The sequence below is a fragment of the Azotosporobacter soli genome (genome assembly GCF_030542965.1).
Lineage (GTDB): Bacteria > Bacillota > Negativicutes > SG130 > SG130 > Azotosporobacter > Azotosporobacter soli.
Map to the genome: position 1 here is coordinate 42,006 of NZ_JAUAOA010000007.1, position 13,759 is coordinate 55,764.

The following is a 13,759-nucleotide window of genomic DNA, read 5'->3' on the forward strand; positions in this document are numbered from 1 at the left end:
TTCCTCCATATTCATTATCAAACAGCAGCCTTATCCATCAGTTTTACTGAAACCAGGCGAGAGACGCCCGACTCCTCAATTGTAATTCCGTGAATAATATCCGCAGCTTCCATCGTGCCTTTACGATGCGTAACCACGATGAATTGCGTATCGCTGCCGTAGTTTCGCAAAAAACCGCTCAATCGATCGACATTGGCCTCGTCAAGTGCTGCATCGATTTCATCGACCACAACAAACGGCGCCGGACGATGCGTAAGCAACGCAAACAAAAGCGCGATAACGGTCAAAGCCCGTTCACCGCCTGACAGCAACACTAAGTTCTGCAGTTTTTTACCCGGCGGCTGCACAATAATTTCAACGCCGGTCTCCAGGACATTACCGGGTTCCACCATCTTGAGCGCCGCCTGACCGCCGCCGAACAGCTGTGCAAAGATTTCGCCAAAGTGACGATTGATTTCTTCAAACGCCTTGGCAAATCGCGTCGCCATCGTCCCGTCAATTTCTCTAATAACGCCAAGCAGATATTCCTGCGCCGTCAGCAAGTCCTGACTCTGTTGGCTAAGGAATTCATAGCGCTCCCGCACTCTGGCATATTCATCAATCGCCGCCGGATTAATCGGACCAAGTTGCGCAATTTCGCTTTCCAACTGGTGACTGCGCGCCAACAGCACTTTGCTGTCTTCCTCACGCACCAACGGCCGAGCCGTTTCCTCCGTCAGACCAAACTGCTGCTCCAGCTGTTCATGGCAGACATTAATTTCGTAGCCGTATTTCGTATGAATTAACTGGCATTCATGCAGCCGATTTTGAATATCCTGCTGCCGACGCCGCGTGTCCTTCAATTCTTTTTCCAGCTGTTGACTCTGCGCCAAGAGTTCCAAGCGTTCGCCTTGGATCTTACGGCGCTCTTCTTCTTTTTCCTGACGCTGCAACTTGCCTTCTTCAATCTCGGTCGCAGCACTACGCAACGCAGCTTGTGCCGCCGCAGTTTCATCACGCTGCGCATCACGCTCGCTTCCGAGCGCCAAGTAACGTTCCTGCAAAGCATCCTGCTGCGCCTGCAATTGCTGCAAACCAAGCTGCAATGAGGTCAATTCCTGTTCGCCTGCGCCGATGCGAACTTTATGCTCCGTCAACTCGTTTTGCACCTGCTCGCGTTTGCTTTGCAGTTTGCTGAGTGAACTTTTCCAATCCTCCATCGCCTGCTGGTGTTGCGAGTCGCGTTGTTCCAGTTCTTTGATTCGCAGCGCAGCATTCTGGCGATTTTCCGTCAGACGTTCCCGTTCCGTAATAAATCCGGCCACATCGTTGGCAACATTAGTTAGAGCCTGTTCGATGCGGCGTAATTCTCCTGTCAGCTTGCTTTGATGAACCGTGATTTCCGCTAGCTTTACGTCAAGGCCTTGTTTTTCCTGACGGCAGCTTTCGCTTTCCAGCGCCAGAGCTTCACTGGCAGTCGCCAGCTTCGTTAACTGCGTTTGAATGGCGTCAAGCTGTTCTTTTTCCTGCTGGATTTCAGCATCCAATCGCTTTATTTCCGGCCCCCGGCTTAACAGCCCCGCGTCTTTGCGTCCAAGACTACCGCCTGACAACGCGCCGCCAGGCTGAACCAGCTCGCCATCGAGCGTTACAATGCGTAGTGAAAAGCCGAATTCCTTTGCAATTCTAAGAGCATCGTTAATCGTCTCTGCAACAATTGTCCGGCCAAGCAAAAATTCAACAACGCTGCGATACTTATCATCGCACTTCACGAGTTGGGCAGCCAGCCCCAATGATCCTGAGCGCTTTGCCGCCTGGATCTCGTTCTCCTTCGGCTTCAACGGACGAATAGTGTTCAGCGGCAGAAATGTGGCGCGCCCCAAATTCTGTTCTTTTAAAAAACGAATCGCGCCTTTCGCGATTTCATCACTTTCGACGACAAGATTCTGCAAAGCGCCGCCCATCGCGATTTCCATCGCCGTCAGATACCGCTCCGGCACATCCAGCAATTGTGCAACTGCGCCGCAAATACCACTGCGCCAAGCTGCATTGCTTTTAAGCACGCCACGAATTCCACGCGAGAACCCTTCATATTCCTGTTCCATGCTGACAAGCACGCGCTGTTTGGAAATGCGCTCCTGCAAACGTCCGGCACATTTTTTTTCATCCTGGCGCAAGACAAATTCCTGTTCCGTCAATTGACCGCGACGCGACGCAATATCTTGCTGCCGTTCGATTAAACTTTCCGCCTGTCTCTGCATCTCAGTCTGTTGCCGTTCCAGTTGGCCAAGCTGCTCTGTTTCGACTCGTTGCTGTTCTTTTATCGAATTTTCTTCCTGCCCGAGTTCCTGTTGTCTTTGCGCCAGACGAAAGATTTCTTTTTCCAAGTTAGCATGGCGGTTCTTTTCACCGACCAATTCTTGCAGATAATCGAGCGTCTTATTCTTGTCGTTTTCCAGACGATGTTCCAATTCTTGACTCTCTGAGCTAAGCGCATCACAACGTTGTTGGCGATCCGCAGCCTGAAAACGCATCGATTCCAATTGCAAGCGTTTTTCGCGGATGACGCTTTGCGCGTCCTGACGTTTCTTCTCCAATTCGCTTTGCTGACGCTTCAGTCCGCTCGCTTCGTTACTCAGACGTTCTTCAGTCTTTGAACCATGATTGATCCGTTCCTGAAGCACCGCTACTTTGCCCTGCAAACGCTCCAGTTCCGTATCAGCCTGACTGATCGCCTCGGACAGAGCGGTCGTCGCCCGTTCATTTTCACTTAGTGCACCAACCATAACGTCACGCTGATTTTCCTTTTGCAATAAAGCCGTAGAAAAAGCAATGTCATCTTCCGCCAGCTGCGTCTGTTGCAGCGTAGCGCTTTCCACCATCTTGGCCGCCTTTTCTAAACGATGCAAGAGCACAGTGACCTGGCATGCTTTTAATTCACCATACAATTCATTGTACTGACGCGTCCGGCGTGAACTTTCTTCCAACGGTCCGAGTTGTCCGTCAAGTTCGTTAATAATATCGCTCACACGCGTCAAGTTTTGATTTGCATCATCCAAGCGGCGCAACGCATCTTTTTTCCGATTCTTATATTTAGTGATGCCCGCTGCTTCTTCTAAAAAGTTGCGCCGATCTTCCGGTTTGCTATTTAAAACTTCATCAACCTTATTTTGGCCGATGACGGTCATCGCGTCACGGCCGAGGCCCGTATCGGCCAGCAGTTCATGAATATCCTTCAAACGGCAGGCACTCTTATTGATGTAATACTCACTCTCGCCCGAACGAAATACTCGTCGCGTAATAATGACTTCATTATAATCAATTGCCAACGAACCATCGGTATTGTCAAATATCAGCGATACCTCAGCAACGCCAAGCGGCCGGCGCCCAGAGCTGCCGGCAAAAATGACATCTTCCATCTTAGTGCCCCGCAAAGTACGAACGCTTTGTTCGCCCAATACCCAACGGATCGCATCGGAAATATTGCTTTTACCACTGCCATTAGGACCAACAATGGCGGTAATCCCCTTGCCGAATTCAATTTCCGTCTTATCTGCAAAGGATTTGAAGCCGTAAGCTTCTAATTTCCGCAGCAGCAAATTCATCACCACACCGTTCTTTCATGATAGCCATTCAAATTGTACCATGGGTGTTTTTTTTCGACAACTATACTAAAGTAAAAAAACCTGTCTGCCTCGCAAACAGGTTCTTCTTTATGCATAATTCCGTTTGACTACCTCGGCTCAACAATAAAACGAATTGCAGTGCGTTCCTCGCCATCAATGGCAATTTCAGCAAAGGCCGGAATGGAAATCAAGTCAATGCCATTCGGTGCGACAAAACCTCGTGCAATGGCCACAGCTTTGATCGCCTGATTGACTGCACCGGCCCCGACTGCTTGAACCTCTGCAGTTCCTTGTTCCCGTAAAACCGCTGCTAACGCCCCTGCTACAGATTTCGGATTGGATTGTGCAGATACTTTGAGAACATCCACTTAGAAAACCTCCTTTTATCGTTTAAGGGCTGCGTGGTACTTGTCATAAGTATTCTGCCTTCTTCCTGATAATTCCTTCTTTTACATATAAAGTTATTTAATATTTTTTTTATTTATTACATAACGCCAATCGTCAATTTTCGCCAATAGCTGACCTTTGGGGGTTTTCGTTTCGTACATAATTATTTTACCAATATTATATCTCTTTTGCAAACATTGGATATTATTATTTTTATTGCCTCTAATTTGCGAAACATCTTTCGCATGGTGACCTAACTCCAAACAACGAATCAAACCAAACTGTCGTTCATGTTGACCACATAAATCACTAAGCACCTGCTGAAACAAATGACTTTCTACCATTTCACCAAACGCCGCATGAAACGGCCCAGCAACGATTCGTCCTACTTGACGCAACTCACTGCTGTCTTGTAAGCCGATGCGAATGACAGGAATTCCCTCACGCTGAAAGATTGCTTTCGCATAAGCAGCCCTCTCTACGGCCTCATGCAGCAGCAAGGGGCGGTACTCTCCTTTACTATAAAGCTTTTCGAGTTCCGTTCCTGCAAGAACAATAGTCGGATAGATACGGATAAAATCCGGCCTGATTCGGCATGTTTCCTGAACCGTCTTAAGCCAGCTTTTCCAATCTTCTCCCGGCAAGCCCAACAACAATTGAAAACCGCAACGAATAGAGCTCGCGCGCAAACGCAGTCTCGCTTCCTGCGCCGCCTCTGCAGCATGACCGCGCTGTGCTAATTGCAACACTGTAGCATCCAAGCTTTGCACTCCGATTTCGACCGTGTTTACGCCATAACGCCTAAGTCGCTCAATCACAGCATCATTCAAATAATCCGGCCTTGTCGATAATCGAACTCCTTGCACTTTTCCTGTGGTAACATAGCGCGCCGCCAGTGCGAGAAATTTTTCCTGCTGCTCACCCGGAAGTCCCGTAAAACTGCCGCCATAAAAAGCAATTTCTACCGCTTGCTCGACCGTTTTTCGTTTCCAGCTCAGCTGCTCATCGATAATCCGTTCCCCTTCCGCCACACTCATCGGGCACGTTATTCCCGTCAGTGTTCTCTGATTGCAAAAACTGCAGGTATGCGGACAGCCCTGATGTGGAATGAAGAGAGGAATGATAAATGGACTCATGTACTCCGTTCTCCTTTCTATATAGTAAAAGACAGGCGCTCTTCGCCTGTCTTCCTATTCGGCCCGCAAGACATCGAGTTGCATTAGCGCTTGACGCGCAGCCTGCTGTTCCGCCTCTTTCTTGCTTTTTCCATTGCCGCAACCCAATTGATTGCCGTTTATTTGAACCGCCGCTTCAAAACTTTTATTATGATCCGGGCCCGAGGCCGTAACGATTTCATAATGAATGCTTACTTCGCCTTGCCGCTGCACGGTTTCCTGCAACAAGGTCTTGTAATCCTTGCCGTAGCGTCCATCCTTAACCTGGCACAAAAAAGAATCCAGATGGCAAAGGACAAAACTGCGCGCCGCTTCAATTCCGCCGTCAAGATACAACGCACCGATGACGGCTTCAAACGCATCTGCCAAAATGGAGGCGCGTTGCCGGCCGCCAGTGACTTCTTCTCCACGTCCTAGATACAGCACAGAGCCTAGTTTTATTTTGACCGCCGCTTTAGCCAGCGTCGTTTCGCATACAATGAAAGCGCGCGCCTTCGTAAGCTCCCCCTCTGGCAACTGCTTCAATATGGAAAAAAGACGTTCACTGATAATCAAATCCAAAACTGCATCGCCAAGGAACTCCAGTCGTTCATTATGATCGCCCTGTCCTTGACGGCACTCGTTGGCATATGAACTGTGCGTAAGCGCTTGATGCAACAACCGCCAGTCTGCAAACTGCAGACCGGCGTCTTGTCCCCATTGAATCAATTGTTGCTGCCTAACCAGACATACTCCAGCCATCTTATTAGCCTTGATACTTCCGGAACAGGACGGTGGCATTATGGCCGCCGAATCCAAACGAGTTGGATATCGCGACATTAACTTCCCTTTGACGGGCCGTATTTGGCACATAGTCTAAATCCATCTCTTCATCCGGAGTCTCATAGTTAATGGTCGGCGGAACCATGCTCTCGGTAATGGCTAGGATAGAAGCGATTGCTTCAATACCGCCGGCTGCTCCCAGCAGGTGTCCGGTCATCGACTTGGTTGAGCTGACCGCCAACTTAGCGGCGTGTTCGCCAAACAAAGCTTTGATTGCCATCGTTTCGTTTTTGTCATTCAGGCCAGTCGACGTACCATGTGCATTGATGTAGTCAACATCACTTGGTTCAATGCCCGCATCGCGTATCGCCTGTTCCATACAGCGAGCCGCTTGAACGCCGCCCGGTGCAACAGCCGTAATGTGATACGCATCTGCATTCGTGCCGTAACCGCTGATTTCAGCATATATTTTTGCGCCGCGCGCCATTGCATGCTCCAAGGATTCCAGTACAAGGATGCCGGCGCCTTCGCCCATGACAAAACCATCACGGTCTTTGTCAAACGGACGGGAAGCTTTTAAGGGATCATCATTGCGAGTGGACATCGCTTTCATCGAACAAAAACCAGCCATCGCAATCGGCGAAATAGCCGCTTCCGTACCGCCTGCCAACATAACATCGGCATCACCGCGTTCAATAATCTTAAACGCGTCGCCAATTGCATTGGTACCGCTGGCGCAGGCTGTGACCACGCAACTACAAGGCCCTTGCAGCCCGAAAGAAATCGAGGTTTGCCCAGCTGCCATATTGCCAATCATCATCGGTACGAAGAAAGGACTAACACGCCCCGGCCCTTTTTCAAACAAAGTCCGAAACTGATCGTTTAAAGTATCCATACCGCCAATGCCTGCGCCGATCATCGTACCGATTCGGGTACGATCTTCCTGCTCCAACTCGATGCCGCAATCTTCAAGCGCCATCTTACTGGCAGCCACGGCAAATTGCGTAAAACGGTCCATCCGTTTTGCTTCTTTTTTATCAATATACAATGATGGGTCAAAATCTTTTACTTCACCGGCAATTTGAGTGCTAAAATCAGTAGCATCAAAGCGGGTAATCGGACCAATCCCCGATTTTCCGGCAAGTAAGGCCTGCCAATATGCATCTTTACCGATACCAATCGGAGTCACCGCGCCTAAGCCGGTTACAACAACGCGTTTATTCACTGGGATCACCTCACGAACTTATTTTACCGCAGCAACCTCTGTCATCAATTGCTGGAAGATTTCCTTTACGGAAAGAATTTCTTTTATTTTATGGATGTACTCACCGGTAAAGACCAGTCCCGATTCTACATCACCTTGTTGTGCGCGAATCAACGCCTTGATAATGCAGAACGTCTTTTCGCAATGCTTCAAACACGCATCGCAGGAATCGGGCTGCGGAACAGTACCATCCAGAATTTTCTCAGCAAAGGGGTTTGTCAGCGCACGTCCCGGCAAACCTACCGGACTATGTATCAGAACCACATCTTCAAGCCCAGCTTTCAGATAGAATTCTTTCAACGCAGGCGCTGCATTAGACTCCTCGCTCGCCGCAAACCGTGTACCCATCTGCACACCGTCGGCACCTAAGCTGAAAGCGTCTACTATATCTTGACCGGTCATGACGCCACCGGCTGCAATCACCGGTATGTCCACCGCTTTCTTTATATCCGGAACCAGGATTTTCATCGACTGGTCCGTGCCTAAATGGCCGCCTGCTTCCTTGCCCTCGACAATAACCGCCGACGCACCCAAGGTTTGCGAAATGCGCGCCAGTTTTACTGAAGAGACAATGGGAACGATTGGCGTACCCGATTCTTTACCCAATGCAAACATATCCCGGGAGAATCCAGCTCCCGCTACAACAAGATCAATACCTTCTTCAATGGCGGTTTTAACCAGGCCGGCAAATTCGCGGGCCGCAACCATTGCATTAATACCTATGATACCTTTTGTCATTGAACGAGCCATACGTATTTCTTTCCGCAATTCATCAAAACTCATGCCCGATGCGGCAATCAGGCCAATACCGCCTTCCTCGGCGACAGCCGCTGCCAGTCGGGACGTCGATATACGAATCGCCATGCCGCCCTGGACAACAGGAATTTTTGCAATCAGTTTTCCTATTTTAAGTTCCGGAAGATTCAAGGCCATATTCCTCCATTCACACTGCTTTGCCTTTAAGAAAGTCCCGCGAAACTAAGTTCACGGGACTTCTTCTGTTCATAGCACCGATTGATTAGGCTTGCTTTTCTTTTTCGATGTATTCAACAGCATCTTTTACAGCTTTGATTTTTTCGGCAATTTCATCAGGAATCTCAATGCCGAATTCTTCTTCAAAAGCCATGATCAGCTCAACGATATCCAGAGAATCAGCACCCAGATCATCGATGAAAGTCGAATCCATGTTTACATCAGCTTCTTCAACGCCAAGTTGCTCTACAGCGATTTGTTTTACTTTTTCGAACGTTGTCACAAGTTTCACCTCCTTCCAAAGGCTCTTTTCTTATTCATTACATTACCATGCCGCCATCGACATTCAATGTTTGACCAGTGATGTAAGCAGCAGAGTCCGACGCAAGAAAGAGCGCCGCCGCAGCTATATCTTCCGGCGCCCCCAGGCGTCCGGCAGGAATTTTCTCCGCCATTTCGGTACGGATCTGCTCAGACAAGACCGCCGTCATGTCGGTAGCGATATAACCAGGAGCAATCGCATTCACGGTGATACTGCGCGAAGCCAGTTCCTTTGCCATGGATTTCGTGAAGCCAATGACGCCAGCCTTGGCAGCCGCATAATTAGCCTGCCCGGCATTGCCCATGATCCCGACGACGGATGTCATATTGATAATTCGGCCATAGCGTTGCTTCATCATGATGCGTGAAACAGCCTTCGTGCAGTGGAAGACGCCTTTTAAATTCGTATCCATAACCGCATCCCAGTCGTCTTCTTTCATTCGCATCAACAAACCATCGCGCGTAATGCCCGCATTATTCACTAGGATGTCAATCCGACCAAAAGTATCCATTGCCTGTTTTACTAAAACCTCTACCGCTTCGCCATTTGCCACATCAGCCTGCACGGCAATTGCCGCTCCGCCGTTACTTTCAATCGCGTTCACAACTTCTTGCGCCGCTGCCGCATTGCCTGCATAGTTGATAACAACTTTAGCTCCGGCACCAGCCAATTCAAGCGCAACCGCCCTACCGATGCCGCGCGAACCGCCAGTTACAAGGGCCACTTTTCCGTCTAAAAGCATTTTAGCGAACCTCCTTGAAATAATCAAGGGTTTTTTCTAGCGAAGCGAGATCTTCAACATTAAGATTTTCTACTTCTTTGTCGATTTTTTTTGTAAAACCGGACAAGACTTTACCCGGACCAACTTCAATGAAGAGATTTGCGCCAAAGGACGTCATGCCAGCTACGCAATCTTCCCAAAGCACGGGGCTATCCGCCTGTTTCACCAAAGATGCTTTGATTTCTGCGCCTTTTTCCACGATTTTACCATGAATGTTGGCAATAACCGGAATTTCAGCATCGGACACTGTAATCGCATCGAGTTCCGTCGACAGTCGCTCAGCTGCCGGTTGCATCAAACTGCTGTGAAACGGCGCACTGACCGGCAACATAACGGCACGTTTAGCCCCAGCCGCCTTTAGATTTTCTGCTGCCTTTTCTACAGCTGCCTTTTCACCGGCAATGACGACCTGACCCGGGCAGTTGAAGTTGACGGCCTGAACTACGCCATGCCCCTCCGCTTCGATTTGTTGACAGATGCTGACTATTTTGTCGCGATCCATCCCCAATATGGCAGCCATGCTGCCTTGACCAAGCGGAACAGCTTCTTGCATGAACTGCCCGCGTTTGCGCACCAGTCTTACTGCATCAGCAAATTCGAGTACGCCAGCTGCCACCAACGCCGAATATTCGCCCAGACTATGTCCGGCCACAATTTGCGGCACAATCCCTTTTTCTCGTAAGACCGCATAGCAAGCCATGCTCACCGTGAGAATAGCCGGCTGCGTATTATACGTTTTGCGCAGCTCTTCTTCTGGCCCTTGAAAACACAACTCCGTAATCGAAAAACCAAGCGCCGCATCCGCTTCTTCAAATACCCGTCTGGCAACCGGAAAAGCCTCATATAAATCTTTGCCCATACCGACTACTTGGGATCCTTGTCCCGGAAAGACAAATGCTATTTTTTGCATGGCTCTTATCCCCCTTATTGCTCCTTGCATGTCTGTTCAATCGCAGACAGCACGGCAGGAATTCCCTTTACCATTTCCTGAATTACTTCTTCTACTGATGAAACACAATCGATCATGCCGGCAATCTGACCAATCATAACCGAACCGCGCTCAACGTCACCTTCACGCGCCGCAGCACGCAATTTTCCGGCTCCCATTTCTTCGAGTTCCTCCGGGGTAGCGCCATTTTTTTCACGCTCGAGATATTCTCTGGTCAACTTGTTAGAAATGACGCGCACCGGATGTCCTGTCGATACGCCAGTGACAACAGTGGAGCGGTCTTTCGCTTTCAAAATTGCCTGTTTATAATTTTCATGCGCAATGCATTCTTTGGTCGCGACAAAGCGAGTACCGATCTGTACCGCTTGCGCGCCAAGCGCAAATGCTGCAATAATGCCGCGAGAGTCAGCAATGCCGCCTGCTGCGATGACCGGAATCTTCACCGCATCAACGATTTGCGGCACCAATGCCATCGTCGTGATTTCACCGACGTGACCGCCGCTTTCCATGCCTTCTGCAATCAGCGCATCAACGCCTGTACGTTCCAGCCGTTTAGCCAGTGCAACCGATGCTACAACCGGGATCACCTTGCTGCCGATAGCCTTCAATGCCGGAATATACTCGCCAGGATTACCAGCCCCAGTTGTAACAACAGGAACTTTTTCTTCAATGACAACCTGCATAACTTCTTTGACAAACGGTGACATCAACATGACGTTGACGCCATAAACCTTATTAGTCAAAGCTTTCACCTTGCGAATTTCCGCCTGCAATGCATCCGGCGGCATATGTCCGGCGCCAATTACGCCAAGACCACCTGCGTTGGATACCGCCGCCGCGAGTTCTGCGGTCGCTACCCATGCCATACCACCTTGTACAATGGGATATTGAATATTGAGCAATTGACAAATTTTATTGTTAAACAATCTACAAATCCTCCCCACACCATTTCAGCACGCAAGACGCCCAGGTAAGGCCTGCACCGAAACCTACTACTACTACCACATCATTCTTCTTAACCTTACCGCTTTTTACCGCTTCATTCAACGCTATCGGTATCGATGCGGAAGAAGTATTGCCATATTTATCGACATTCACCATCACTTTATCCATCGGCATCTTCAAACGTTTAGCCGCCGATTGGATAATTCGGATGTTTGCCTGATGCGGAATCAGACAATCAACATCTTCCGAGGACAATCCAGCATGCTCAAGCGCTTTTGCCGCCGCTTCGCCCATCACTTTCACGGCAAACTTAAATACATCATTGCCGCTCATATGGACATAATGAAGTCGATCGGCTACCGTTTGCGCCGATGCTGGCATACGGGAACCGCCCGCCGGCATTTTCAAAAGATCGCCGCCCGAACCATCCGCACCTAACTCCACACCTAAGATGCCATACCCTTCTTCCACTTCGCCCAGTACTACCGCACCGGCGCCGTCGCCAAAGAGCACGCAAGTATTGCGATCGGTCCAATCAAGAATCTTTGATAGCGTCTCAGCGCCAATCACCAATACTTTTTTATAAGTTCCATTTTGAACGAACTGTGTACCAACCACGAGTCCATACGCAAAACCGGAACAGCCTGCAGCCAGATCGAATGCCGCTGCTTTTGTCGCACCAATGCGGTTTTGCACCAAACAGGCCGTAGACGGGAAAAACATATCCGGAGTGGCCGTTGCAACAATGACCAAGTCGATTTCGTCCGCAGACACTTTTGCATCCGCCAACGCCTTGAGCGCAGCCTGATACGCCAAGTCAGACGTAGCCGTTTCTTGATCGGCAATCCGTCTTTCGCGGATGCCGGTCCGATCTACAATCCACTCATCAGACGTTTCTACTATCGCCTCTAAGTCCTTATTTGTCAATACCTTTTCAGGCACATGACTACCAATGCCAATGATTCCGACCGAACGTTTCTTCACTTCATTCATGCATTGTTGCCCCTTCCTTGGCAATATTCTCTTTGATATGCTCTACCACTTTTTGTTCGTTAAATTCTTTTGCCACACGAATCGCATTGCGAATCGCCTTCGCCTTCGAACTGCCGTGACAAATAATAAAACCACCATTTACCCCTAATAACGGCGCACCGCCGTATTCAGCATAATCAAGTTTTTTCTTTAACGGCCGTAGTGCCGGCAGAACTAAAAGTGAGGCCAGCTTAACAAGTATATTGCTATTTTTAATTGATTCTTTCACCAAGTTCAAGATGACTTTAGCCAACCCCTCGCCCAATTTAAGAACCACATTACCAACAAAGCCATCGCAAACAACAACATCCACCGTACCTCGCGGCACGTCACGCCCTTCCACGTTGCCAATGAAATTAACCATTTTCAATTGTTTTAAAAGCGGATATGTGGCTAGTGCTTGCTCATTTCCTTTTGTTTCCTCTTCGCCGATGTTCAAGAGTCCGACACGCGGATTTTCGACACCAAGCACATATTGTGCGTACATAGCTCCCATGACTGCGCTCTGGACGAGTTGGCTAGGTTTACTATCCACATTCGCACCGGAGTCGAGCACAATCGTCGTCCCCGTCAAATTAGGGATCGGCGTGGCAATCGTCGGACGGTCAATGCCCGGGATACGCCCCAGGCCAAACAGTGCCGCAGCAACAGCCGCACCCGTACTTCCCGCCGAAATAACGGCGTCGCATTCACCCTCGCGCACCAATCGAGTGGCAACGACGATCGAAGCATCTTTCTTTTTGCGCACTGCAGCGCCAGGATGTTCATGCATTTCAATATTTTCACTGGCATGTCGAAGTGTAATCCCACTTTGACGCCACTTAGGCACTTCTTTATCAAGGATTCGCTGCAAAACAACTTCATCGCCCACCAGGACAACATCACAGCCATACTGTTTCACCGCCTGAGCTGCACCCAGGACAATTTCATGTGGAGCATGATCGCCCCCCATGGCATCAACGGCTATCTTCATATCTTATTCTCCCCGTATTCCATGGTCACCATGATAAACTTGGCCCGGAATACTTCCTGCTTATCATTGCGGGTCTTTACCCAGACAAAATGTTTATTGCCGCGGCGGCGTATCACTTCCGCCTTGGCAATCAAACGTTCCCCCGCATGAATAGGCACTTTATATTTTATATTCGCTACGCCGGTCAACGCGCCCGGCGCATCAATCACTGCCAATGCTAATGAATTCGCTTGGGAAAAGACGTGATGCCCGCGCGCAATCTGGGTGCGGCCAAAGACCATCGCTTCGGTCACGGTCATTACTGAAATGCCGTGACGGCCCAGCTCCAGATCAATGAGCTCCCCGACAATATCTTCGCTGGCAATCGTCTTTGGCGTATGCCGTGCAGATTCCGCCATTTGCTTCGTCCGTTCACGCAACTCGCGAATTCCAAGTTCCAGACGGTCTAGGCGAATTGTTTGCACACTGACCTTTAATTGCCCTGCCAATTCTTCATCCGTTAAAAACGGATTGCTCTTCAGTTTTTCCAGCAGCATTTCATGCCGAACTTTTTTATGCACACGTGCCATTTTTTCACTCAACGCCTGTCATA

13 protein-coding genes are annotated in these 13,759 nt (G+C 49.3%); all 13 read right to left on the minus strand.

The window, feature by feature from the left end; all coding sequences use genetic code 11:
• Positions 1-17 precede the first annotated feature (17 nt).
• Entirely contained in the window at positions 18-3,584 is a 3,567-nt protein-coding gene (smc, locus tag QTL79_RS08360; protein WP_346354511.1) for a chromosome segregation protein SMC, read from the minus strand.
• A gap of 128 nt (positions 3,585-3,712) precedes the next feature.
• A complete protein-coding gene (locus tag QTL79_RS08365) occupies positions 3,713-3,973 on the minus strand; it encodes a stage V sporulation protein S (RefSeq protein WP_346354512.1) in 261 nt (86 codons plus the stop codon).
• Between the two features lie 93 nt (positions 3,974-4,066).
• Positions 4,067-5,128: an elongator complex protein 3 gene (locus QTL79_RS08370; RefSeq protein WP_346354513.1), complete on the minus strand. Its 1,062-nt coding sequence runs from the start codon at positions 5,126-5,128 to the stop codon at positions 4,067-4,069.
• A gap of 54 nt (positions 5,129-5,182) precedes the next feature.
• Complete coding sequence (gene rnc / locus QTL79_RS08375; RefSeq protein ID WP_346354514.1) at positions 5,183-5,908, minus strand: ribonuclease III; 726 nt, start codon at positions 5,906-5,908, stop codon at positions 5,183-5,185.
• 4 nt (positions 5,909-5,912) lie between these two features.
• Positions 5,913-7,154: a beta-ketoacyl-ACP synthase II gene (gene fabF, locus QTL79_RS08380; protein ID WP_346354515.1), complete on the minus strand. Its 1,242-nt coding sequence runs from the start codon at positions 7,152-7,154 to the stop codon at positions 5,913-5,915.
• 18 nt (positions 7,155-7,172) lie between these two features.
• A complete protein-coding gene (locus QTL79_RS08385; RefSeq protein WP_346354516.1) occupies positions 7,173-8,120 on the minus strand; it encodes an NAD(P)H-dependent flavin oxidoreductase in 948 nt (315 codons plus the stop codon).
• A gap of 91 nt (positions 8,121-8,211) precedes the next feature.
• Positions 8,212-8,448, minus strand: coding sequence for an acyl carrier protein (locus tag QTL79_RS08390; protein WP_346354517.1), 237 nt, complete (start codon positions 8,446-8,448; stop codon positions 8,212-8,214).
• Positions 8,449-8,485: 37 nt separating this feature from the next.
• Positions 8,486-9,229, minus strand: coding sequence for a 3-oxoacyl-[acyl-carrier-protein] reductase (gene fabG / locus QTL79_RS08395; protein WP_346354518.1), 744 nt, complete (start codon positions 9,227-9,229; stop codon positions 8,486-8,488).
• A gap of 1 nt (position 9,230) precedes the next feature.
• Positions 9,231-10,178 (minus strand): ACP S-malonyltransferase, encoded by a 948-nt coding sequence (gene fabD, locus QTL79_RS08400; RefSeq protein ID WP_346354519.1) that lies wholly within the window; start codon positions 10,176-10,178, stop codon positions 9,231-9,233.
• A gap of 14 nt (positions 10,179-10,192) precedes the next feature.
• A complete protein-coding gene (gene fabK, locus QTL79_RS08405; protein ID WP_428845470.1) occupies positions 10,193-11,083 on the minus strand; it encodes an enoyl-[acyl-carrier-protein] reductase FabK in 891 nt (296 codons plus the stop codon).
• A gap of 61 nt (positions 11,084-11,144) precedes the next feature.
• Entirely contained in the window at positions 11,145-12,155 is a 1,011-nt protein-coding gene (locus QTL79_RS08410; protein ID WP_346354521.1) for a beta-ketoacyl-ACP synthase III, read from the minus strand.
• Positions 12,148-13,167, minus strand: coding sequence for a phosphate acyltransferase PlsX (gene plsX, locus QTL79_RS08415; protein WP_346354522.1), 1,020 nt, complete (start codon positions 13,165-13,167; stop codon positions 12,148-12,150). Before plsX ends, QTL79_RS08410 begins: the two co-directional genes overlap by 8 nt.
• A complete protein-coding gene (gene fapR / locus QTL79_RS08420; protein ID WP_346354523.1) occupies positions 13,164-13,736 on the minus strand; it encodes a transcription factor FapR in 573 nt (190 codons plus the stop codon). The genes plsX and fapR overlap by 4 nt, the downstream gene beginning before the upstream one ends.
• Between the last annotated feature and the right edge of the window lie 23 nt (positions 13,737-13,759).